The organism is Pseudoxanthomonas kaohsiungensis, from assembly GCF_010211765.1.
GTDB lineage: Bacteria > Pseudomonadota > Gammaproteobacteria > Xanthomonadales > Xanthomonadaceae > Pseudoxanthomonas > Pseudoxanthomonas kaohsiungensis.
Genome location: NZ_PDWO01000005.1, coordinates 79,090 through 101,425 on the forward strand (window position 1 = coordinate 79,090; position 22,336 = coordinate 101,425).

17 protein-coding genes and 1 riboswitch are annotated in these 22,336 nt (G+C 72.3%); of the genes, 7 read left to right on the forward strand and 10 right to left on the reverse strand.

Annotation, left to right across the window (positions count from 1 at the left end; genetic code table 11):
* Positions 1-19: 19 nt before the first annotated feature.
* From CSC66_RS07145 to CSC66_RS07165, 5 genes are all read right to left on the reverse strand, one after another.
* A complete protein-coding gene (locus CSC66_RS07145) occupies positions 20-2,005 on the reverse strand; it encodes an AsmA family protein (RefSeq protein ID WP_162376704.1) in 1,986 nt (661 codons plus the stop codon).
* 87 nt (positions 2,006-2,092) lie between these two features.
* Positions 2,093-2,767 (reverse strand): PAQR family membrane homeostasis protein TrhA, encoded by a 675-nt coding sequence (trhA, locus tag CSC66_RS07150; protein ID WP_162376705.1) that lies wholly within the window; start codon positions 2,765-2,767, stop codon positions 2,093-2,095.
* A 107-nt stretch (positions 2,768-2,874) separates the two neighbouring features.
* Complete coding sequence (locus CSC66_RS07155) at positions 2,875-4,479, reverse strand: peptide chain release factor 3 (RefSeq protein ID WP_162376706.1); 1,605 nt, start codon at positions 4,477-4,479, stop codon at positions 2,875-2,877.
* Positions 4,480-4,564: 85 nt separating this feature from the next.
* Positions 4,565-5,500 (reverse strand): M23 family metallopeptidase, encoded by a 936-nt coding sequence (locus tag CSC66_RS07160; protein WP_162376707.1) that lies wholly within the window; start codon positions 5,498-5,500, stop codon positions 4,565-4,567.
* Positions 5,497-6,441, reverse strand: coding sequence for an NHL repeat-containing protein (locus tag CSC66_RS07165; protein WP_238394320.1), 945 nt, complete (start codon positions 6,439-6,441; stop codon positions 5,497-5,499). Before CSC66_RS07165 ends, CSC66_RS07160 begins: the two co-directional genes overlap by 4 nt.
* A gap of 235 nt (positions 6,442-6,676) precedes the next feature.
* A riboswitch (SAM riboswitch) is annotated at positions 6,677-6,794 on the forward strand.
* 72 nt (positions 6,795-6,866) lie between these two features.
* On the opposite strand from CSC66_RS07165, the gene metX reads away from it, so the two are divergent.
* From metX to CSC66_RS07180, 3 genes are read left to right on the forward strand one after another with little or no spacing between them, the layout of a single operon-like run.
* The gene (metX, locus tag CSC66_RS07170; RefSeq protein WP_162376709.1) at positions 6,867-7,898 is read left to right on the forward strand and encodes a homoserine O-succinyltransferase MetX; all 1,032 of its coding nucleotides are present in this window, start codon (positions 6,867-6,869) and stop codon (positions 7,896-7,898) included.
* Positions 7,899-7,906: 8 nt separating this feature from the next.
* A complete protein-coding gene (locus CSC66_RS07175) occupies positions 7,907-9,154 on the forward strand; it encodes an O-succinylhomoserine (thiol)-lyase (protein ID WP_162376837.1) in 1,248 nt (415 codons plus the stop codon).
* A gap of 5 nt (positions 9,155-9,159) precedes the next feature.
* Positions 9,160-10,248, forward strand: a complete 1,089-nt coding sequence (locus CSC66_RS07180; protein WP_162376838.1) for a homoserine dehydrogenase family protein — start codon at positions 9,160-9,162, stop codon at positions 10,246-10,248.
* Position 10,249: 1 nt separating this feature from the next.
* Here the strand turns inward: CSC66_RS07180 and CSC66_RS07185 are convergent, their stop codons facing one another.
* Together CSC66_RS07185 and CSC66_RS07190 are read right to left on the reverse strand one after the other, a co-directional pair.
* Positions 10,250-13,258 (reverse strand): ligand-binding sensor domain-containing diguanylate cyclase, encoded by a 3,009-nt coding sequence (locus tag CSC66_RS07185; protein ID WP_162376710.1) that lies wholly within the window; start codon positions 13,256-13,258, stop codon positions 10,250-10,252.
* 186 nt (positions 13,259-13,444) lie between these two features.
* Positions 13,445-14,827 (reverse strand): L-serine ammonia-lyase, encoded by a 1,383-nt coding sequence (locus CSC66_RS07190; protein WP_162376711.1) that lies wholly within the window; start codon positions 14,825-14,827, stop codon positions 13,445-13,447.
* Positions 14,828-14,952: 125 nt separating this feature from the next.
* On the opposite strand from CSC66_RS07190, the gene CSC66_RS07195 reads away from it, so the two are divergent.
* Complete coding sequence (locus CSC66_RS07195) at positions 14,953-15,180, forward strand: glutaredoxin family protein (RefSeq protein ID WP_162376712.1); 228 nt, start codon at positions 14,953-14,955, stop codon at positions 15,178-15,180.
* Positions 15,177-15,611, forward strand: coding sequence for a hypothetical protein (locus CSC66_RS07200; RefSeq protein WP_162376713.1), 435 nt, complete (start codon positions 15,177-15,179; stop codon positions 15,609-15,611). The genes CSC66_RS07195 and CSC66_RS07200 overlap by 4 nt, the downstream gene beginning before the upstream one ends.
* Positions 15,612-15,771: 160 nt before the next feature.
* Here the strand turns inward: CSC66_RS07200 and CSC66_RS07205 are convergent, their stop codons facing one another.
* Genes CSC66_RS07205 through CSC66_RS07215 form a run of 3 tightly spaced genes read right to left on the reverse strand, consistent with a single transcriptional unit; the run spans position 15,772 to position 17,685 of the window.
* Positions 15,772-16,338 carry a YceI family protein gene (locus CSC66_RS07205; protein ID WP_162376714.1) on the reverse strand — a complete coding sequence of 189 codons (567 nt, stop codon included), beginning with the start codon at positions 16,336-16,338 and terminating at the stop codon, positions 15,772-15,774.
* Positions 16,335-16,946 carry a cytochrome b gene (locus tag CSC66_RS07210; protein WP_162376715.1) on the reverse strand — a complete coding sequence of 204 codons (612 nt, stop codon included), beginning with the start codon at positions 16,944-16,946 and terminating at the stop codon, positions 16,335-16,337. The genes CSC66_RS07205 and CSC66_RS07210 overlap by 4 nt, the downstream gene beginning before the upstream one ends.
* 10 nt (positions 16,947-16,956) lie before the next feature.
* Entirely contained in the window at positions 16,957-17,685 is a 729-nt protein-coding gene (locus CSC66_RS07215) for a YceI family protein (RefSeq protein WP_162376839.1), read from the reverse strand.
* A gap of 157 nt (positions 17,686-17,842) precedes the next feature.
* Between CSC66_RS07215 and CSC66_RS07220 the strand changes: the two genes are divergently transcribed.
* Complete coding sequence (locus tag CSC66_RS07220; protein ID WP_238394321.1) at positions 17,843-21,388, forward strand: hybrid sensor histidine kinase/response regulator; 3,546 nt, start codon at positions 17,843-17,845, stop codon at positions 21,386-21,388.
* On the forward strand, positions 21,388-22,332 hold the full coding sequence (locus CSC66_RS07225) for a hypothetical protein (RefSeq protein ID WP_162376716.1): 945 nt from the start codon (positions 21,388-21,390) through the stop codon (positions 22,330-22,332). Before CSC66_RS07220 ends, CSC66_RS07225 begins: the two co-directional genes overlap by 1 nt.
* The last annotated feature ends 4 nt before the right edge of the window (positions 22,333-22,336 follow it).

Consider the following 22,336-nt stretch of genomic DNA (forward strand, 5'->3'; position numbering starts at 1 on the left):
CGCAACCGACCCCTCGGGCTCAGCGCGCGTACTGGCCGCCGCAGTCGCTGTCTTCGCCCGGGCCGGTCTCGAACGTGGCCAGCAGCGCCGCCGGTGGAGTGATGCTGCCCAGCGCCAGTGCGATCGCGCCGCGCACGCCCAGCGCCGCCAGGTCGGGACGGAACGAGGGGTCCTTGAACGTGCCGCCGACCCGCAGCGGCGAGCGCAGCGAGAGGATGCTGCGGTCCTTGGGTCGGGGCCGCAGCAGCAGGTCCAGGCTTTCGTCGCCCAGGTCCACCGTGCCCTCGCCGACGATGATCGTGTCGGTGCTGTCGAACGCGAGGGCGCGCGAGGTCATCACGCCGTCCTGTACGCCGAAGTCGGCGAACGCGCAGCGGATCGGCACCTGGCGGTCGTCGGTGAGCAGGAACTTGAGCGATTCGGCGATGTCCAGTCCGGCCAGCTCCATGATCAGGTTGCTGATCCGGCCGCGGCCCATGCCCAGGGCGACCTCGCCGTCGGCGCTGCCGAGGATGGCGGCCACCGAGTTGCCACGCCCGTGCAGCTGAATGTCGCCGCCGATGCGGCCGATCGCGCCCTGCGCGAGCTCGGATTGCGCGAACAGCCGGGGCAGCTCGACCCCGCGCACGCTGATCTGCGCGCGCGTATCGATCGGCTCGCTGCGCGCGTCCATGCGGATGGTGGACCGCACGTCGCCGCCGGCGACGCCGAAGTTCAGCGGTTCCAGCCGCAGCAGGCCCGCGTCCAGCCGCAGGTGGGCGTCCATGTCGTCGATCATCGGCAGCTTGGGCGCATGGATCTTCTGCGCGCGCCAGCGCACGTCGGCATCCATCGCGTTGAGCTTGGCCAGGTCGTAGGGCGTGTCGGGGAGCAGGCGCGGGCTGGCGGCGCGCTGCGCGGCCTGCTTCTTCTGCTGCGCGTTGGCGGTTTCCTCGCCGCCGGTCGACGGCGGGGCGCCGAGGAAGCCGGCGAGGTCGTCGAAATCCAGGCGCCGCGAAAGCAGCTGCGCGGTGAACATGGGCCGCTTGCCCGACACGTCCACCTGCACGTCGCCGGCCAGGTCGCTGTCGCCGACCGTGCCCTTGAATCCCTCGTAACGCCAGACGTCGCCATTGCGGCGCAGGCGGCCATCGAGGCGGTACGGCGGCGAGGGCGGCAGCGCCAGCCCGAGCAGCGGGTAGAGGTCTTCCAGGTCCTGGCCCTGCAGGCGCATCTGCACGTCGAACGTCTGGAAGCGGAACGGGTTGGTCAGGGTGCCGCTGGCGCTGGCGCGGGTGGCGCCTGCGCTGGCGTCCAGGTCGATCCGGTAGGGCGTGTCGGTGTCGGCCAGGGCCAGCGGCGAGGCGGCCTGGCCTTCCAGCCGGAACGCGGCGCCGCGCCAGTGGCCCTTGCCTGCCACCGCGACCGGCGCCGACGCATCCGCACGCGCACCAGCGCCAGGCGCCACGCTCGCCAGGACGATGTCGATGTCGGTCTTCTCGGCCGCGTCGGTGAAACGCAGCCGGCCCTGGTCGATCCACAGTCGTTCCAGGCGCCAGCGCGGCGTCGCCTCGTTGTCGTCGCGTGCACCGAACTCCCAGTTTCCTCCGCTGCCATCAGGCGCGGTCTCGAGCCACAGGTCGGGGCGGGTGGCGCGCACTTCCTTCATCCGCAGGCGCAGCGCCAGCAGCGGCAGCGGCGCGATGTCGATTTCCACCCGGTCGGCGCTGCCCATGCGCGCCTGCTTCGACCACGAGGCGTTGGAAAGGCGCACCCCGTCGGCGGAAACGGTGATGGTGCGGCCCAGGTCGACGTCCAGGTCGCCATCGATGCGGAACTCGCGCCCGGTGGCGCTGCTGACGGCACGCTCGAGCGGTCCCTTGAACCAGTTCCAGTCGAAGAACACCAGCAGGAGCAGCAATGCCATGCCCAGCGCGCCGAGCACGAAGCGCGTCGTGCGCGAGGGTCGCCAGTGGCGCAGGCGCTGCGTGCGTGGCGGCTTGGACGAGGGCTCCGGCGCATTCATGCGACCAGTATCGGCAGGACCGGCGTGCACGTCGCGCGAACGTGCGGTGCCGGCGGTTCAGCCGCCCTTGGACCACGCGTCGACGGGTCAGCCGAACCCGTGCTGCAGCCGCGGGGTGAGCACCTGCGCACTGACCGCGACGAAGTGGCAGACGCTGCCGGCGATCACGAACAGGTGCCAGATCGCGTGCGAATAGCGGATCGATTCGCGGTGGTAGAAGTAGGTGCCCAGCGTGTAGAAGACGCCGCCGGCCAGCAGCCAGCCCAGCGTCCAGGCGTCGATCGCCTCGATCATCGGCTTCATCGCCACCACCACCAGCCAGCCCATGGCGATGTAGATGGCGGTGGACAGGCGCGGGAAACGGCCGGTGTAGAACAGCTTGAACACCACTCCGGCCAGCGCCAGCGTCCAGATCGCCGCGAACAGCCCCCAGCCCCAGGGGCCGCGCAGGCCGATCAGCGTGAAAGGCGTGTAGGTGCCGGCGATCAGCAGGTAGATCGCGCAGTGGTCGAAGACCTTCAGCCGTCCCTTGACGACCGGATGCTGGATCGCGTGATAGAGCGTGGAGGCGGTGTAGAGCAGCAGCAGGGCGACGCCGAAGACGATCGCGCCGGCCAGCTGCCAGCCGTCGCCGTAAATGGCCGCCAGCGTGATCAGCACCGCGCCGCCGGCCAGCGCGGCGGCGGCGCCCAGGCCATGGGTCAGGGCGTTGGCGATCTCGTGGCGCACATGGTGCGCGGCGGGGGAGGGGGCGGCCGGCATGCGCCGAAACTTACTGCATGCCCGGCGGGCATGCATCTGTACGCACCGCCACGATCTGGAATGGAACGCCGGCAACGGAAGCGGCCGCCGGGCGGCCGCGCCGGAGTTCAGTCGACCGCCACGCTGTGCGCGTGCTCGCGGGTGGCGTTGAAGGTCACGCCCGGCGCGCGCTCCTGCGCCAGTTGCAGGTTGACCCGGGTGGGCGCCAGGTAGACCAGTTCGCCGGCGGCGTCGATCGCCAGGTTCATCGCGTTCTTCTCGCGGAACTCCTCCAGCTTCTTCGCGTCGTTGCACTGGATCCAGCGCGCCGTGGCCACGCCGACCGGCTCGAACGTGGCGTCCACGCCGTATTCGTCCTTGAGCCGGTAGGCGACCACGTCGAACTGCAGCACGCCGACCGCGCCGAGGATCAGGTCGTTGCTCATCAGCGGGCGGAAGAACTGGGTCGCGCCTTCCTCCGAGAGCTGGGCCAGGCCCTTCTGCAGCTGCTTGAGCTTGAGCGGGTCGCGCAGGCGTGCACGGCGGAACAGTTCCGGGGCGAAGTTCGGGATGCCGGTGAACGACAGCGATTCGCCTTCGGTGAAGGTGTCGCCGATGGAGATCGTGCCGTGGTTGTGGATGCCGATCACGTCGCCCGGGAACGCCTCGGCCGCGATCTCGCGGTCGGACGCCATGAACGTCAGCGCATTGGCCAGCTTCACTTCCTTGCCGCTGCGCACGTGGAAGGCCTTCATGCCGGCGGCGAACCGTCCGGAGCACACGCGCATGAACGCCACCCGGTCGCGGTGCTGCGGGTCCATGTTGGCCTGGATCTTGAACACGAATCCGGTGAGCTTGTTTTCCTGCGGGGCGACCTTGCGGCCGGTGGTCGCGCGGGCCTGCGGCGGCGGCGCGTGCTCGACGAAGAAGTCCAGCAGCGGTTGCACGCCGAAGTTGTTCACGCCCGAGCCGAAGAACACCGGGGTCTGCTCGCCGCGCAGGTAGGCGTCCTTGTCGAACGGATGGCTGGCGCCTTGCACCAGCTCCAGCTCCTCGCGCAGCTGGGCCAGCATCTGCGCGCCGATCTTATCCTCCAGTCCGGGCGCGTCCAGCGACGGGAAGATCGTGGAGTCCTGGCGGGTGAAGTTGCGTCCCGGCTCGTACAGGTGGACCTCGCCGCTGACCAGGTGGACCACGCCCTTCAGGCGCTGGCCCATGCCGATCGGCCAGGTCACCGGTGCGCACTGGATGCCCAGCACGGTCTCGACCTCGTCCAGCAGGTCGATCGGGTCCTTGCCCTCGCGGTCGAGCTTGTTGATGAAGGTCATGATCGGCGTGTCGCGCAGGCGGCACACCTCCATCAGCTTGATCGTGCGCTCCTCCACGCCCTTGGCCACGTCGATGACCATCAGCGCCGAGTCGACCGCGGTGAGCACGCGGTAGGTGTCCTCGCCGAAATCGGCATGGCCGGGGGTGTCGAGCAGGTTGACGATCCGGCCCTCGTACGGGAACTGCATCACCGAGCTGGTCACCGAGATGCCGCGCTCCTTCTCCAGCGCCATCCAGTCCGAGGTCGCGTGGCGGGCCGCCTTGCGGCCCTTGACCGAGCCGGCCATCTGGATCGCGCCGCCGAACAGCAGCAGCTTTTCGGTCAGCGTGGTCTTGCCGGCATCGGGGTGCGAGATGATCGCGAAGGTGCGCCGGCGCGCGGCTTCGTTTGGGACTTCGGACATGGGGGCGTGCGCCAGGCGGCGCGGGTGGGATGCGGAAACGCGGGATTATACCGGCCCGGCAGGCCCGATCCGGCCCCGACCCGGCTCAACGTGGCGGGGCCGGGTCCTCGCGGGCGAACTTCAGCTCGCCCAGCGCACCGAACATCCGGAAGGGAATCGCTTCCAGGCGCATCCCGCCGTTGGCCTGGACCGCGAAATGCAGGTGCGGCGCGGTGCTGTAGCCGGTATTGCCCGAGAGCGCGATGCGCTGGCCCTGCCGGACCTGCTGTCCGACCCGCACCTCCACCCCTTCCGGCTTGAGGTGCGCGTACAGGGCCATGCTGCCGTCCTCGTGGAGGATGCGTATGAAGTTGGCGCGGCCCCCGTAATGCTCCCGGTCCAGCCCGGCGCGCTGGAAGTCGGACTCGACCTGCATCACCGTGCCGCCCCGGGCCGCCAGCACGGGCGTGCCTTCCGGCAGGGCGAAGTCGATCGCGTAGAAGTTCTGCGCGTCGCTGTGGCTGAAGCGTCCACCGAAGCCCTGGTCCACCCGCACCCGGCCGTAGTCGAACGGCACGCGGTATTCGAAGTCCAGCGGGCGCGCCCGCGGATCGCCGGGCAGCTGCAGCATGTTCGCTTCGAACGCGTTGGGCAGGCGCGGATCGACCGGGTAGATCCGCGCGACCACCACGCTCCCGCCCGCCGGGACCACCTGGCTTGCCGGCAGCGCCGGCACCGGCCTGACGTTGTCGGCCCGGGCCAGGTCCAGCTGCACCTGCACCGGGCCCGGCGCGCTGTTGAAGGCGGTGATCTCGTAGTGGCTGCCGCGATCGCGCACGTGCAGCACCACCGGGTCGCCGGGCGGGCGGCGGAAGGTCCCGCTGCGCGCGTCGGCGGCCGGATCGGCCGGCGGCCGGTCGCCGTAGATGGTCGTGCCCTGGCCGTCCTTCCATCGCCAGAACCGCGCCGCTTCGGCCGGTGGCGGCAGCGCCAGCGCGACGAGGGCCAGCCAGGCGATCGAGCCGGCGCGACCGCGGTTCATCGGCGGCAGGCGCGGGACAGCCGCAGCCGGCGGGCGACGTCGCCCAGGTCGAACGCCGATACCGCGTGGTCGTCGTGCAGTGCATAGAGCACGCCGTGCGGGAAGCGCGCCGACGCGTCCGCGCGCAGCGCGACGCCGTCGGTCAGCGTGGTCCGGGTACCGGTGAAGCTGCCGGCGGGAGCCAGGCTGATGCGGTCGAACAGGCGGAAGCGGGTCGGCGACAGCTGGTCCACCGCGATCCAGTAGCCCGAGCGGTCGCCGCATGGCCAGAGCACCACGCCTTCGGCGTCGTCCTCGAACGGGGGCAGGTTGCGGCCGAGGAAACGGCCGTCCATCGAGTATTCGCGAAGCGTGGAGCCGACCCGGTTGTCCTCCTCGGCGATGAGCAGACGTCCATGCGCCGGATCGCCCGCGATCGACTCGACCATGCGCAGCGCCCCCGCCTCGCCGGTGTCGCCGAATGCGCCCAGGTACTGCGCCTGCAGGCGGCCACCGCTGTCCACCGAGACCCGGTAGCGCCTGACCCGCTCGGCCAGCCGCTCGCGTGGCGGCAGTTGCGCGGTAGCGAAATCGGCCATGAAACTGTCGGTCACGTAGGCGGTCATCCCGTCCGCGGACGAAGCATCCACCCAGATGCCATAGGGCAATTCCAGCTCGTCGCGCCCGAAATGGCCCAAGGCGCGGAAGTCGGGGAGGTGCAGCACCTGGACGCGGTGGCGGTCGCGCTCGACCACGAACAGCAGGTCGCCGGATACGGCCACGCCATTGGGCCGGCGGAACTGGCCGGGGCCGTCGCCCGGTCCGCCGGACGCGCCGATGCGCACGCCGCTGTCGGCGTCGAACAGCACCAGGCGCTGGCCTTCCTTGGCGCTGGCGATCAGCCAGGGACGCCCGGCGGCGGGCTGCCACGCGGCAAGCGAGTCCAGCTCTTCGCCCTCCACGGGCGCGGAGGTCCAGGCTTCGCGGACGACCGCGGATGGGGGGGCTGCGCCCGGGCTGGCAGCGAGGCAGGGGGCCGAGCAGGTCGCAACCGCGATTGCGACGGCCCGGAGGAAACGGGGGAGGGAGAGCATAGGCAACGATTATCGGCAGACCGGGCGGGAAGGTGAAGGCGTGAGCCATCGCTCTATCCGGATGAAACGATTGACACCCGTCGGGGCCGGTGGCACTCTGGCCCCGCCATCGAGACCGGCGGAGGGACAGGCCCTTTGATGCCGGGGCAGCCAGCAGACGCGCAAGCGCCTGCGTGGTGCCAAATCCTGCGGGGACCTTCGCGTCTGCCGGAAGATGGTTCGACCCGTGCGCCATGCACGGCGAACGCGGGCTCCGCAAAGAGCTCGATGGCGAGTTCCTCCCGGACATCGCCATGAGCCTCGTGAACGCCCCACTGCAGCCCGATACACCGACCGCACCGGTCGCCGCCGGTGGCGACTCCCCGCCGTCCGCCGTGCGCGGCGAGATCGCGGTGGCATTGCCGATGCGCCACGCCGGCGTGCGCCAGGCGGTCCTGCGTTACGAAATCCACGGCCCCGCCTCGGCGCCGGCGGTCTTCGTCGCCGGCGGCATTTCCGCGCACCGTCACGTCTCGGCCAGCGACAGCTTCGCCGAACCGGGCTGGGCCAATGCGCTGGTCGCCCCCGGGCGCACGCTGGACCCGGCCAGCCATCGGGTCGTCGCCTTCGACTACGTGGGTGCCGATGGCCGGCTGGATGCGCCGATCGACACCACCGACCAGGCCGACGCCATCGCCGTGCTGCTCGATGCACTGGAAATCGGGCAACTGCAGGCCTTCGTCGGCTATTCCTATGGCGCCATGGTCGGCCTGCAGTTCGCCGCGCGCCATCCGCAGCGGCTGCAGAGGCTGGTCGCGGTCAGCGGCGCGCACCGGCCGCATCCCTACGCCTCGGCCTGGCGCGCGCTGCAGCGCCGTGCGGTCGCCCTGGGCCAGCTGCAGTGCGCCGACGCGCAGGGCCTGGCGCTGGCGCGCCAGTTCGCGATGCTGAGCTACCGCACGCCGGAGGAATTCGGCGAACGCTTCGACAGCGCGCCTGAAATCGTCAACGGCCGCGTGCGCTGCGCCGCCGAGGACTACCTCGACGCCGCCGGTGCGCAGTACGTGGCGCGCACGCCGGTCACCGCCTACCTGCGCCTGTCCGAATCGATCGACCTGCACCGCCTCGATCCCGCCAGCGTATCCGTGCCGGTCAGCGTGGTGGCGGTGGAAGGCGACCGCCTGGTGCCTCTCGCCGACTCGGTGAACCTGGTCGAGGGCCTGGCCGGGCGCGGCCAACTGCGCGTGCTGCGCTCGCCGTACGGGCACGACGCCTTCCTGAAAGAAACCGACCGCATCGACCTCATTCTCGCCGCCGTCCTGCGCGGCACCGGAGCCGCCACGTGAGCCAGAACATCCCCGCCGCCGATATCAACGCCGGTTGCAGCCCGGCCACCGCCGCGGTGCGCGCAGGCATCGACCGCGACGCCGCCTACGGGGCCGTAACGCCGCCGATCGTGCTGTCGAGCAATTTCAGCTTCGATGGCTTCGGCAACAAGCGCCAGTACGACTACACCCGTAGCGGCAACCCGACCCGCGACCTGCTGGGCGAGGCCCTCGCGGAACTGGAGGGCGGCGCGGGCGGCGTGGTCACCGCCACGGGGATGGGCGCGATCACCCTGGTGCTGCATGCGCTGCTGCAGCCGGGGGATCGCCTGGTGGTGCCGCACGACGCCTACGGCGGCAGCTGGCGCCTGTTCAACGCGCTGGCCGCCAAGGGCCACTTCGAGCTGATCACCGCCGACCTCACCGATCCGCGTTCGCTGGCCGACGCGCTGGGCCAGTCGCCGAAGCTGGTGCTGGTGGAGACGCCGTCCAACCCGCTTCTGCGCATCACCGACCTGCGCCTGGTGATCGACGCCGCGCACCGCGCCGGTGCGCTGGCCGTGGTCGACAACACGTTCCTGTCGCCGGCGCTGCAGAAGCCGCTGGCGTTCGGCGCCGACCTGGTCCTGCACTCGACCACCAAGTACGTCAACGGCCACAGCGACGTGGTCGGCGGCGCCGTGGTCGCGCGCGATCCCGAACTGCACCAGCAGCTGGTGTGGTGGGCCAATGCACTGGGCCTGACCGGCTCGCCGTTCGACAGCTTCCTGACCCTGCGCGGGCTGCGCACGCTGGACGCGCGCATGCGCGTGCACCAGGAGAACGCGGCGGCGATCGCCGCGCTGCTCGATGGGCATGCGGCGGTCGGGAAGGTGTACTTCCCGGGCCTGGAGTCGCATCCGGGCCATGCGGTCGCCGCGCGCCAGCAGGCCGGCTTCGGTGCGATGCTCAGCTTCGAACTGGCCGCCGGGCCGGATGGCGACACCGAGCGCGCGGTACGCGCCTTCGTCGATTCGCTGCGCTGGTTCACCCTGGCCGAGTCGCTCGGCGGCGTGGAAAGCCTGGTCGCGCATCCGGCCACGATGACCCATGCGGCCATGAGCGCGGAGGCGCGCGCCAAGGCCGGCATTTCCGACGGCCTGCTGCGCCTGTCGATCGGCATCGAGGCCTGCGCCGACCTGGTGGCCGACGTTTCCACCGCATTGCGCGCGGCGCAGCTGGCCGCGGCCGCCGCCCCCGCGCAGGCCGTGCCGGTGAACGAACGGGTGCACGCGTGAGTGCCGTGGCCGGGCTCGCGCCGCGCGCGGCGCGAAGTGCGCACGGACGCGCCGCGCCGCGCCGGCGGCTGGCTCTGCTCGGCACCGGCACGGTGGGTACGGCGTTCGTCGAGCGCTACCAGCAGTTGCAGGCGCGCGGACTGGAGCTGCCGCAGGTCGCGTGGCTGGCCAACTCGCGCAGCGTGCAGGCCTGCAGCGACGGCCTGCTCCCGGCGCTGGACCGCGCCAGGGCCGCGCCGCGCCGCGAAGTCGTGCTGCAGGGCTGGGCCGAAGCGGAGGCGCTGCACGCCGGCGACATCCTCGTTGACGCGACCGCCAGCGAGCGGGTCGCCGACTGGCATCCGGAATGGCTGGCGCGCGGCGTCAGCGTGGTGACCGCGAACAAGCTCGGCCACGGCTCGCTGCTGGCCCGTTCGCAGGCGATCGTCGACGCGCAATGCGAGACCGGCGCGCGCTACGGCGACAGCGCCACGGTAGGCGCCGGGCTGCCGTTGCTCGGCAGCCTGCGCGCGCTGGTGGCCGGCGGCGACCGGATCCATGCCGTGGAGGGCGTCCTGTCCGGTTCGCTGGCCTGGCTGTTCGACCGCCACGACGGCTCGCTGCCGTTTTCGCAGCTGGTGCGCGAAGCGGCGGCGGCCGGTTACACCGAGCCGGATCCACGCATCGACCTGTCGGGCGAGGACGTGCGCCGCAAGCTGCTCATCCTGGCGCGGGCCGCAGGCCTGGCGCTGGAAGCCTCGCAGGTGCAGGTGCAGTCGCTGCTGCCGGACGCGCTGGCGCGGGCCCCCGCCGCCGAGGTGGAGGCGCTGCTGGGGCTGCTCGACGGACCGCTGGAGGAGCGCCTGCGTTCCGCGCGGGAGGCCGGCGGGAGCTTGCGCTATGTCGGGCGCTTCGACGCCGGCGGTGCGTCGGTCGGGCTGCGCGTGCTGCCTGCCGGCCATCCGCTGGGCGCCGGCGGCGGCACCGACAATCGCGTCGCGGTGACGAGCGACCGCTATCCGCGGCAGCCGCTGGTGATCCAGGGCCCCGGGGCAGGCGCCGCGGTGACCGCGGCCGCGCTCCTGGACGACGTGCTGCGGATCGGCGCGGCCTAGCTCAGGCGTCATCCGTTGCTGCCGGGTCCGGCCCGAACAGCTCGAGCAGCCCGGAATCCACCAGCCACGACGGATCGCCCTCGAATGCGGTCACGCCCGCCGGTGGCTGGGCGCCCGGGCTCGGGCGGAACGCGGCCCAGGTGTCGCGCCCGGCCGATTTGGCGCGATAGAGCGCGCGGTCGGCCAGGGTGACCATCTGTTCCCAGTCCAGCAGGCGCGGCGCATCGGGGAACAGCGGGTACTCGATCAGCCCGACCGACGCGGTCAGGCGGCGCCGGGTGAGGTCGTCGAGTTCGAAGGCATGCGCATTGATCTCGGCGCACAGCCGCGCGCCGATCTGCGGCACGCTTCCGCGCGGCAGCGGGCGGAACACCAGCAGGAACTCCTCGCCACCCCAGCGCGCCACGTAGTCGCCCTTGCGCACCAGGCCGGTGAGCAGCGCGCCCATCTGTTCCAGGACCCGGTCGCCGGCCGCGTGGCCGTGGGTGTCGTTGACCGCCTTGAAGTGGTCGACGTCGAGCAGGGCGAACACCACCACTTCGTCGCCGGCGCGGTAGGACTCGTCGCGCTCGTAGAACGACAGGTCGGCGGGGATCTGCCGGGACAGGTAGCGCCGGTTGTGCAGGCCGGTCAGCGGGTCGGTGAAGCTCAAGGCTTCCAGTCGTGCGTTGGCGGCCTGCAGGTCGCGGGTGCGTTCCTGCACCAGCTGTTCCAGCGCGGCGCGCTGGCGCGCGTAGCGTCGCTGCAGGCCGACGTAGAGCAGGTAGACCAGGCCGGTGACCAGCAGCGGCATCAGCAGGCGGAACGCCAGCGTCTCGTGCCAGCGCGCCTGGATCGCCAGCGGCAGCCGGGCGGCGCTGGCCATCGGGTCGGCCTGGGCGAAGTCGGCCACCTCGAAGCTGTAGTCGCCCGGCGGCAGGTTGGTGTACGTGGCGCTGCGCAGGTGCGGGGCGTCCAGTTCGCGCCAGCCCGCGTCGTAGCCGGCCAGCCGGTAGCGCAGGTGCACCGGGTGCATCGGCTGGAACGTCGGCACGGTGAACTCGAACCTCAGGTCGCGCGCGCCCACGGGCAGGTCGGGCAGGGGCTCGGTGCCGGGGTGCAGCCACTGGCCCTGCACCTGCAGGCGTTCGATCCGCACGTTGCGTGCCACGCCGCGCATCTGGGCCTTCGCCGTGTCCAGCAGCAGCGCACCCTCGCGGGTCGGCAGCCAGAGGGTGTCGTCGACCATCAAGCCACGACTGTTGCCGGCGCCGTTGCAGCATTTGTCGGGCTGGCCGCCGGCGCGGTCGGCGCCGGAGTTGATCACGATTTCCGCCGCGACCTTGTGCTGGCCGGTGCCCGCCCCGGCCAGGTCCGCCAGCGGCAGCCGGTAGACACCGCGCATGCCGGCGACCCACAGGTAGCCGTGGCGGACGGCGAAGTGGAACGGGATGTTGGCCGGCACGCCCTGCTCGCGTCCCAGGCGGACCCAGCGCCGGCCGTCGAACAGGCGCAGTTCCTCGCCCTCGGTACTGCCGAGGATCCAGCGGCCGTCCTCCAGTTCGTGGAAGGCGGTGACCATGGTCGCGTCACCGAGGCCGCTGTCGCGGCCCAACGGCAGGACGCGGCCCTCGCGCCATTCGTACAGGCCGCGGTAGGTGCCGACCAGCAGCCTTCCGTCGCGGGTTTCGTGGACCAGGCGGATGCGGCGGTCGGCCAGCCCTTGCGCTTCGGCATAGTGCTCCACGCGGCCATCGGGCAGCAGCACGAACAGGCCGTGGGTGGTGGCGAACCAGCGCCGGCCGGCCTGGTCGCGGACGATCCCGTTGACCTGCGCACCCCGCAGCGGCGCCAGCGCCGGCGGCACCTCGATGCGCGAACCGCGCAGCACCGCGACGCCGCTGCGCGTGCCGATCCAGGTCCGGTCGTCCTCGACCAGCAGGCTGTAGGCCTCCGGGTGCGGCAGCCGCGCGCCGGGGGCGCGCACCTGGAAGTGGTCCTGCGCGTAGACGTCGACGCCATCGCTGCCGCCCACCCAGATCTCGCCGCGTGGACCGGCCGCGATCGACCACAGCAGCGGATTGCGCAGGCCGTGGGCGCGGCCCAGGCGGGTGGTCCAGCCGTCCCACAAGCGGGTGACGCCGTCGGTGAGGCTGCCCAGCCACAGGTTGCCGTCGCGGTCCTCGTACAGTGAACGGACCGCCCGGCTGCCGGCGGCGTCCTGGATCCGCTCCACCCGCCGGCCGTCGCGGAAGCGCTGCAGGTCCTGGGCGGTGGCCACCCACAGGTTGCCGTCGCGGTCGCCGAGGATCGCCTCGACCGGCTGGTCGTGAATCCGCTGCCAGGCCTCCCGGTGGCGCCGGTACAGGCCCTGCGCCGTGCCGGCCCACAGGTCGCCGCCAGCGTCCATCGCCAGCTGCGAAACCTGGGCCAGAGCGGCCCCGCCCGGCAGGGGCAATGCCTCCACGCCGTCGATGCCGATCCGGAACACCCGCCCGGTACTGCCCACCCAGAGGCCGCCGGCGTCGGCCAGCAGGCTCAGCGCGGGGCCGTCGAGTGGATGGTGCAGGGCCAGTCGCGCCCCGTCGGTGGCATAGATGCCGTCCGGCCCGGCGACGCGCAGGCCCTCGGCGGTGACGGCCAGCGCCCGCACCGGGAAGCTGCCCTGCGCCTGGTCCGGGCCGGCCACCACGGGGATGGAGACAAAGCGGCCTTCCTTGTGCAGTACCAGGCCCTGCGAGGTGCCGATCCAGAGCCGGCCGGCGTCATCGCCCTGCAGCGCGAGCGCGTGGCTGCCCAGTTCGGGGGCGTCGCGCTGGTCGAAGCCGGTGAAGCGGCTGCCGTCGTAGCGGGCCAGGCCGCCCTGCGAGCCCAGCCACAGGTAACCGTCGCGGTCCTGGGTGATCGACAGGACGCTGACCTGCGGCAGGCCGTGTTCGATGCCCCAGGTGTCGCCGACATAGTCGGAGAACCGCTTGTCCGGCTGCAGCGCCAGGGAGTGGCCGGCCAGGCCGAGCAGGCAGGCGGCCACGCAGGCGCGGGCCCATCGTGTCGCCGTCCGGCCGATGGGCTGCGCTGGCCGCTGCGATGGACGCGGCCGGCTGAGGCTGGCGGTTAGGCCGTCGATCGAGATCCCCCCGGTTCCCGTGCGTACGTTTTAAGGCTTTTTCTGGAACTTCTCCAGCGGCACGCCCCCGGGGAACTTGAGCCGGACGGCTCAGCACTCGATGACGTTGACCGCCAGCCCGCCCCGCGAGGTTTCCTTGTACTTGTCCTGCATGTCGCGGCCGGTGTCGCGCATGGTCCTGATGACCTTGTCCAGCGAGACCTTGTGCTGGCCGTCGCCGCGCATGGCCATGCGCACGGCGTTGATCGCCTTGACCGCGCCCATCGCGTTGCGCTCGATGCAGGGGATCTGGACCAGGCCGCCGATCGGGTCGCAGGTCAGCCCCAGGTTGTGCTCCATGCCGATCTCGGCGGCGTTCTCGACCTGGCCCGGATTGCCGCCCAGCGCGGCGGCCAGGCCGGCGGCGGCCATCGAGCAGGCCACGCCGACCTCGCCCTGGCAGCCGACCTCGGCGCCGGAGATCGACGCGTTCTCCTTGTAAAGGATGCCGATGGCCGCGGCGGTGAGCAGGAAATCGAACACGCCCTGTTCGTTGGCGCCCGGGCAGAAGCGGTCGTAGTAGTGCAGCACCGCGGGGATGATCCCGGCCGCACCGTTGGTCGGGGCGGTGACCACGCGGCCGCCGGCCGCGTTCTCCTCGTTGACCGCCAGCGCGTACAGGTTGACCCAGTCCAGCGTGGTCAGCGGATCGCGCATGGCCGCTTCGGGCTTGGACGACAGCTCGCGGTACAAGCCCGGCGCGCGGCGGACCACGTGCAGGCCGCCGGGCAGGGTGCCGTCGGAGCGGATGCCGCGCGCCACGCAGGCCTGCATCGCCTGCCAGATCTCGCGCAGGCCGGCGCAGATATCGGCATCGCTGCGCCAGGCGCGCTCGTTCTCGAACATCACCGCGGCGATCGACAGGCCGCTGTGGCGGCAGCGTTCGAGCAGTCCGTCGCCGCTGGAGAACGGATGCGGCAGCTCGGTGTCGTCGGCGACGATCCGGTCCTCGGCCGCCTCGTCCTCGTTGACCACGAAGCCGCCGCCGACCGAGTAGTAGTCGCGCGTGGCGATGACCTCGCCGGCGGCGTCGTAGGCGGTGAAGCGCATGCCGTTGGTGTGGAACGGCAGCTTCTGCCGCTTGTTCATCACCAGGTCGCGCTTCTCCTCGAAGGCCACGGCGTGGCCACCGGCCAGGCGCAGCGACTTCTCCGCGCGGATCCGCTCCAGCGTGGCGGGGATGATGTCGGGGTCGATCGCGTTCGGCTGGTGGCCTTCCAGGCCCAGCAGCAGTGCCTTGTCGGTGCCATGGCCGCGGCCCGTCAGGGCCAGCGAGCCGAACACCTCGGCCCGGATGCGCGCGACCTGCCCCAGGTGGCCCGGATCGGCCAGCCAGCGCTGGACGAAGCGCGCCGCCGCGCGCATCGGCCCGACCGTGTGCGAGGAGCTGGGGCCGATGCCGATCTTGAACAGGTCGAAGGTGCTGACAGCCATGGGGTGGGAGGGTGCGTGCGCGATGGAATGGCCAGCATTGTATTGGTTGCACCCGAAACGGGCGTGACGCAGTGCGGGGGGCGCCCGGCTGGGCTACCTTGGCGCCCCACGCCCGGAGTCCGTCCATGCCGCATTACGTCCTCTACCAGCGCGACGACTGCCACCTGTGCGACCAGGCGCTGGCGGTGCTGGCCGAGGCGCGCCTGCCGGAACCCGAAAGCGTGTTCATCGACGGCGATGCGGCGCTGGAGGCGCGCTACGGCGTGCGCGTGCCGGTGCTGCGCGACATGGCCCGCGACGCGGAACTGGACTGGCCGTTCGACCTGCAGGCGCTGGACCGGTGGCGCGCATGAGCCAGGCCGGCCTGTCGTGGCTGATGGCGCTGGGCACCGTGCTGGCACCGGCATCCGGCGACGTCGACCTGGCCAAGTCGGCCGGGCCGGGCAGCGACGCGCACTGGGCGGGCCGGCGCGTCGCCGACGTGCTGCCGGCGGCCGAGATCGAGCGGGTCGTGCTGCTCAAGGCGCTGACCAGCACGACCGCGGCCCACGACCTCGCCGGCATCCGTCGCATCCTTCGCCAGGCGGCCGAGCACACGTTCCTGGACCAGGCGCCCCGGCAAGGCCTGCTGCGGCTCGGACGCGAGGACAGCATCTGGGAAGCGGTGCTGGTGGTGCGCGACGGTGCCGTGTTCGGCTTCGTCGCCGATGGCGAGCACGCCTGCCTGCGCGCGGCTGACGGACAGGGCGGCTGCTTCACCCTGCCGCGTGCCGCGCAGGAGTGAGGCGCGGTACCGGCCGACGGGCCTGCCGGTACCGGTTGCCGATCCGGCGAAGACGCTTTGGTAGAGCGGGGCTCGCCCCGCTGCTCCCGCCCTTGCGCGTGTCCCTCGCCAAGGTAGCCGGGCAAATCCCGCGCCACCGCTCCGGACGCGCGCGCCGTGCTCAGATCGGCTTCAGCGCCACCCGCGTGCTGATGTTCACTTCGTCGGGAATGGCGGAGGTATCCGCCCAGTCGCCGCCGCCCACGCCGAAATCCAGGCGCTTGACCACGGCCTTGCCTTCGAGCACCGGCTGCGTGCCCCCGGTCCAGGCGAAAGTCAGGGTCACCGGCTTGCGCACGCCGCGCAGTTCCAGCGTGCCGTCGGCGACGTAGCGGCCGTCGGCCAGCTTGCGGAAGCCGGTGGCGCTGTAGCGCGCCTGGGCGAACTTGGCCACGTCGAAGAAGTCGGCGGTCTTGAGCGTGGAATCGCGATCGGCATTGCCGGTGGCGGCGCTGGCCAGGCCGATGGTCACGTCCAGCTTGCCCGCTTCCGGCCTGGCCGGATCGAAACTCAGCTTCGTGGCGAATTCGGAGAAGCGGCCGGTGAACACCTCGCCGTCGTAGCGGCTGGCGAAGGCCAGGGTGGAGCCGGGCGCCTGCACGTACTCGGCCGCGTTGGCGGGGGCGCTGGCCAGCATGGCGGCCAGCGACGCGGCCACCGCGGCAGGCGTGGTCAGCTTGATCGTCATCGTGGATCCTCGGGGGGAAGGTCGGGGGAAGGGGCGGCGGTCGGGACTACGGAGCCGGCGAGCCACCGCCGCGGCAGCATCCTCGCGAGCGTCGCGTCGCGCCGCACGAAGTGGTGGTACAGGGCCGCGCCTGCATGGCCGATGACCAGTGCGATCAATACCCAGAACAGCAGTTCGTGGGTTTCGTGCATCGCGTCGGCGAGCGCTTCGTGGGACGGCGACAGCTTGGGTACCTCGGCCAGCCCGAACCAGCGGAACGGACGCAGGCCGCTGGCCGAATCGTAGAGCCAGCCCGACAGCGGCATGGCCAGGATCAGCACGTAGATCGCGCCGTGGGTGAGCGATGCCAGCCTGGCCTGCCAGCGCGGCGTGCCTTCCACCGGCGGCGGCGCGCCGGCGTAGAGGCGCCAGGCGATGCGCACGAGCACCAGCGCCAGTACCGTCAGCCCCAGCGACTTGTGCAGGGTGTAGACCCAGAACCATTTCGGCGAACGCGGCAGTTCGCCCATCACCAGCCCCACCGCGCCGATCGACAGGATCAGCACGGCGATGGTCCAGTGCAGCAGCTGGCTGGTGGCGCCCCAGTGGTCGGTGTTCTTCAGGCTCATGCGCTCGTGCTCATGGCGGCGTGGGTTCGTCGCGTTGCGGCTCCGGGACGGGCGCAGGTCCGGTCGCGGGCGGTTCCGTCCCGTCCGCCGGGTTGGCGTCGGGCGGGAGCGCAGGCTCGACCTCCATCGCCGCAGGCGGCTCGGGGTCGGCCTCGTCGGCATCCGCGGCACCGCGCGCCCGGGTGGCTTCCACTTCGATCCGCAATTCGACCGCATCGCCGATGACCGACGGCCAGGCGTCGATGCCGAACTCGCGCCGGCTCAGCGTCGTGGTCGCCGAGAATCCGGCGGTACGGCGGAACGGCGGCAGCGGGTGGCGCTTGAGCGCATTGAACGCCACCGCCAGCGCCGCCTCGCGGGTGACGCCGCGGATGCTCAAGTGGCCGTGGACGATGAAGCGGTCCGGTCCCAGCGGCTCGACGCGCGTCGAAACGAAGCGCGCCTCGGGCCAGCGCTGCGCATCGAGCAGGTTGCGCGCCAGGGTGGCGCGGTTCCAGTCGGCGTCGCCCAGGTCGAGGCGTTGCAGCGGCACGGTGACGTCCAGTCGCGCCGTGCTCCAGTCCCCGTCGTCGAACTCGAGCGTGCCGGTGCTGCCGGACACGGTGCCCAGCGCCTGCGAGAAGCCGGCATGGGAAACCGCGAACTGGACCCGGGTGTGCACCGGATCCAGTTCGTAGCGCGCGCTGGCCGCCCATGCGCCGGCGGATGCCAGGGGCCCGGCCAGCAGCGCCAGCAGCATCGCCCACCGCAGGGCGGGGCGGCCGGGGCGCACGGGAACGGGGAACGGAAGGCGCCGGTGCGTCATGCGGCGCATTCTAGGCCCCAGGCGGTCGCGGCGCGGCTTGCGCCTGCAACGATGCGTTGCGACGATTCGTTCCGGGGAGCGTGGAGACCGGATGCCGATGCTGCGCATGTGGGTGCTGTGCGTGCTGCTGGCGGTCGCGTCTGCCGCCGGCGCCGCCGTGCCCGAGATTCCGCGCTTCCGGGTCCTCGGGCCGGCCGACGGCCTGCCCGCGACCACCGTGCCGGCCCTGGCCCGCGACCAGGACGGCTTCCTCTGGGCCGCGACCTGGGATGGCCTGGCGCGCTACGACGGGGCCGGCTTCCGGGTCTGGCGCCACGACCCGGACGATCCGGCCTCGCTGCCGGGCAACGTCGTACAGGTGCTGTACGTCGATTCGCGCAACCGCATCTGGGTGGCCAGCGAGGGCGGCGGACTCAGCGTGATGGATGCCGACCGCACCGGCTTTCGGCATTTCCGCAAGGCGCAGCACCCGGACATGGAGAGCGACGAGGTCTTCGCCGTGGCCGGCCGCGGCGACGAGATCTGGTTCGGCACCTACGGCGGCGGGCTCTACCGGATCGATGCGCAGGACCAGGTCAGGCGGTTGCGTTCGTCCGACCCGGAGGTCAACGCGGTGGTGGACCGCGCGATCATGGCGCTGGCCTTCGACGACCGCGAAGGCGTCCTGGTCGGCACCCTGCAGGGGCTGGTGCGCTGCGCGGACAAGCAGGTGCGGCGCCTGGCGCTGCCCGGCGAGCAGCCATTCCCGGCCGTGGTCTCGTTGACGCGCGAGGGCGATTCGACCTGGATCGGTACGCCGCGCGGCCTGTTCCGCCTGGCCGACGACGGCCGCTGGACCACCCCGGACTGGGCCACGGCGTTCACCGGCGCGCGCACGGTCACCGCGATGAGCGACGACGGCGAAGGCGGCTACTGGATCGCCACCCGCGACGGGGCCTGGCGCGTGCGCGCCGGCGCATCGCCGGTGGCGGTCACGCACGACTCGCAGGCGCTGGGCATCAACAGCCAGGTGCAGGCCCTGTTGCGCCAGGACGACGGGGCGCTGTGGGTGGCGCTGCCGTCGCGCGGCCTGGGGTACCTGCGCTCGGACTGGCGGCGCACCGCGGTGCTGGACAAGAACCATGGCCTGGATGGCGGGTTGTATCGCGGGCTGGCGGCGGCCGGCAGCGGCGGGGTCTGGCTGGCCGGCTCGGCCGGCAGCATCAAGCGCCTCGATACCGCCAGCGGCCAGGTCCTGCAGCAGCTTCCGATCGAGTTCGCCGGCCGGCCCCGGTCGATGCGCGAAGACGCGCGGGGCCGCCTGTGGATCGCGCTCAGCAGCGGCCTGCTGCGGGTGGATCCGGCCGACGGAAGCGCGCGGCTCTGGAAGAACACCGCCGCCGAACCCGATGCGACGCCGGAAGGCGCCTCGGTGGACTGGGTGCTGCCGGCGCCGGACGGGAGCCTCTGGCTGGCCGCGCCGGGCGGGGGGCTGCAGCGGCGCGACGGGCTCACCGGACGGGTCCTCGATTCGCTGCCCGTGGGCACCCCGGGCCTGGCGACCGCCGACCTGACCGCGGTCCAGCTCGGACCGGACGGCCTGCCCTGGATTTCGGCCGATGTCGGCCTGCGACGCTGGGATCCGGTAGAGCGCGCGTTCGTCGCGCTGCCGGGGATGGATCCGCAACCGGTGCTCGCGTTCGCGTTCGACGGCCCCGGACGGCTGTGGCTGCAGCGCCTCAACGGCCTGGAGTCATGGGAGCTCGACGCTGGGACATGGACGCGGCAGCTGCACCTGGGCATCGGCCAGGGCATTCCGGCGACCGAGGCGACCGGCCTGGTGGTCGATCGGCAGCGGCGGGCCTGGCTGGCGACGCGGCGCGGCCTGTTCCGGGTCGATCCCGATCGCGGCGATGGCACCCCGTCCGTGCGCCGGTTCGGCGTGCGCGAAGGCCTGCCGAGCCAGGAGTTCACCGAGCGTGCGTTGGCGCTCGACAACGCCGGCGTGCTGGTCGCCAGCACCGACGACGGCTCGCTGCTGCTGCTGGACACCGCGCAGTCCGATCCGCCGCATCCTTCGCCGGCCCTGGTGGTCGACGCGGTGCGGGTGCGTCGCGGCGACGCGCTGGTCGAACTTCCGGTGGACGGCGGCTTCGAGCTGGGTCCGAACGACCATGACCTGCAGGTGGTGGTCCGCCTGCCCGCGTTCGACGATCCGGAGTCCAACCGCTACCGGTTCCGGCTGGTCGGATTCGACCAGGACTGGGTCGGCGTGCTGGGGCGGGGCGAGCGCGTGTTCTCGCAGCTGCCGCCGGGCGACCACCGCCTGGAGTTGCAGGCCGCGGCGGGGGCCGAAGGCGAGTGGTCGCAGGTGCGCACCCTGGCCTTCCGGGTGCCGCCGCCCTGGTGGCGCAGCCCTTGGGGCGTGGCCGCGCTGGTCCTGGCCATCGCCGCGCTGCTGTTGTGGCTGGCCTGGCTGTACCGCAACCGCCTGCGCCGCCGCAGCCTGTGGCAGCTGGACGTGCACAAGCGCGAGCTGGCCGAGCAGGCCTCGCTGGCCAAGAGCCGCTTCCTGGCCACGCTAGGCCACGAGGTGCGCACGCCGATGACCGGAGTGCTCGGCATGAGCGAGCTGCTGCTGGCCACGCTGCTGGATCCGCGCCAGCGCAGCTACATCGAATCGATCCGCCGCGCCGGCGAGCACCTGATGCGGCTGGTGAACGACGCCCTCGACCTGGCCCGGATCGAGGCCGGCAAGCTCGAACTGGAGGCGCACGACTTCGACCTGCGCGCCCTGGTCGCCGAGGTCGCCGCGCTGATGGCGCCGGTGGCCGAGCAGCGGGGGCTGGCGTTCCATGTCGGGATCGCCGAAGGCGCACCGGCCGGCCTGCGTGGCGATCCGGTGCGGGTGCGCCAGATCCTGCTGAACCTGCTCGGCAACGCGGTCAAGTTCACCGACCGCGGCGAGGTCGCGTTGGAGGTGCGGCCGGGGCTGGAGGGTGGCGTCGGCTTCGTGGTCCGCGACACCGGCCCCGGGCTCAACGACGAGCAGAAGCAACGCCTGTTCCGCCGCTTCGAGCAGGCCGACGGTGCCCGGACCACCGCCCGCTACGGCGGCAGCGGCCTGGGCCTGGCGATCTGCCAGGAACTGGCGGTGGCGATGGGCGGACACATCGGCGTCCAGAGCACGCCTGGCGAGGGCGCGGCCTTCAGCGTGGAACTGCCGCTGGCGGTGGTGCAGCCGGTCGCGCCGGCGGCGACCCGGCCGGCCAGCGCCACCACCCGCCGGCTGGACCTGCTGCTGGTCGAGGACGACCCGACCGTGGCCGAGGTCATCGCCAGCCTGCTGCGCGCGCAAGGCCACCGGGTGGCGCACGCACCGCACGGGCTGGCCGCGCTGGCCGACGTGGCCGTTGCGCGTTTCGACCTGGCGCTGCTCGACCTGGACCTGCCGGGCATGGACGGCCTGGCGCTGGCGCGCCAGCTGCGCCTGCAGGGCTTCGCGCCGCCGCTGATCGCGGTGACCGCGCGCGCCGACGCCGAGGCCGAGCAGCAGGCGCGGGCGGCGGGTTTCGACGGCTTCCTGCGCAAGCCGGTGACCGGGGACATGCTCGCCGCGGCGATCGAGGCGGTATTGCCGGAGCCGGTGGAGGCCTAGTGCGCGGCAGCCGGGCCATTGCCGGGGTGGCCTGCCTGGCATGGGCGTCCGTAGCGGCGGCGGCGCAGGAGGCGCATGGTCCCAGGGCTGCGCCCGACGAGTTCCTGGGTGGCGTGGTGGCCGAAAGCCGCATCCTGTATCCGCTCCAGGTCGGCAGCTGGATGGCCGAATCCGAACATCGTTATCCGGACCAGCGCCTGGGGGTGTCGGTCCGCTACGTCGACAACCTCAAGCAGCGCTGGATCGACCTCTACTTCTATCCGGCCGGACCGCAGGTCGCGCAGATGCTGGCGGCGGTGTCGGCCAGTGAGCGCGTGAGCATCGGCCTGGCGGCGCGCGCGGAGGCGCGGACGGCCGAGTTCGGTGACCTCGCGCCGCTGACCCTGGGCGGCCCGGGCGCGGATGCGGCCGGCGTGCCGGCCTGGGAGATGGGGTTGCGCTATCGGGGCGAAGGCCTGGCGTCGGCGATGCTGCTGTTCGCGCGCCAGATGTACCTGGTCAAGGCGCGGGCCAGTGCGGCCGAGCCGCCGGCCACGGTCGGGTCGCTGCAGGGCGAACTGCGGGCATTCATGGAATCGGTGGCCGACCGGGTGCGCATCGCCAGCACCGGGACATGCTGGTTGCCGGCACGCATCGAGCTGGTACCGCGCCTGCCCGATCCGCAGCAGGCCCTGGCCAGCTATCGCGACGGCGACGAGGTGGCGGCCGTGGTGCTCGGCGATCGCGCGCTGGTCGCCACGGGGCAGGCCGACCGGGCCACCGAGATCGCGGCGCAACTGGCCGGCTCGCTGTATCCCGGGTGCGTGGCGCCAGAGCTGATCGAGCCGGAGGTGCCGCCGGCGCTGCGCGAGATCCGGATCGAGTACCGGCGCCCGCAACGGGCGCCGGACCTGCGGGCGCCGCCCGCCGCCAGCCCGCACGCACCGTCGCGCGCCACCGGCTGAGCCG

Excerpts from the sequence above, each read along its gene's own strand:
- CSC66_RS07145 (WP_162376704.1), bottom strand. The coding sequence starts at position 2,005 with ATGAATGCGCCGGAGCCCTCGTCCAAGCCGCCACGCACGCAGCGCCTG.
- trhA (WP_162376705.1), bottom strand. The coding sequence starts at position 2,767 with ATGCCGGCCGCCCCCTCCCCCGCCGCGCACCATGTGCGCCACGAGATC.
- CSC66_RS07155 (WP_162376706.1), bottom strand. The coding sequence starts at position 4,479 with ATGTCCGAAGTCCCAAACGAAGCCGCGCGCCGGCGCACCTTCGCGATC.
- CSC66_RS07160 (WP_162376707.1), bottom strand. The coding sequence starts at position 5,500 with ATGAACCGCGGTCGCGCCGGCTCGATCGCCTGGCTGGCCCTCGTCGCG.
- metX (WP_162376709.1), top strand. The coding sequence starts at position 6,867 with ATGAGCCTCGTGAACGCCCCACTGCAGCCCGATACACCGACCGCACCG.
- CSC66_RS07190 (WP_162376711.1), bottom strand. The coding sequence starts at position 14,827 with ATGGCTGTCAGCACCTTCGACCTGTTCAAGATCGGCATCGGCCCCAGC.
- CSC66_RS07195 (WP_162376712.1), top strand. The coding sequence starts at position 14,953 with ATGCCGCATTACGTCCTCTACCAGCGCGACGACTGCCACCTGTGCGAC.
- CSC66_RS07200 (WP_162376713.1), top strand. The coding sequence starts at position 15,177 with ATGAGCCAGGCCGGCCTGTCGTGGCTGATGGCGCTGGGCACCGTGCTG.
- CSC66_RS07205 (WP_162376714.1), bottom strand. The coding sequence starts at position 16,338 with ATGACGATCAAGCTGACCACGCCTGCCGCGGTGGCCGCGTCGCTGGCC.
- CSC66_RS07210 (WP_162376715.1), bottom strand. The coding sequence starts at position 16,946 with ATGAGCCTGAAGAACACCGACCACTGGGGCGCCACCAGCCAGCTGCTG.
- CSC66_RS07215 (WP_162376839.1), bottom strand. The coding sequence starts at position 17,685 with ATGCTGCTGGCGCTGCTGGCCGGGCCCCTGGCATCCGCCGGCGCATGG.
- CSC66_RS07220 (WP_238394321.1), top strand. The coding sequence starts at position 17,843 with ATGCCGATGCTGCGCATGTGGGTGCTGTGCGTGCTGCTGGCGGTCGCG.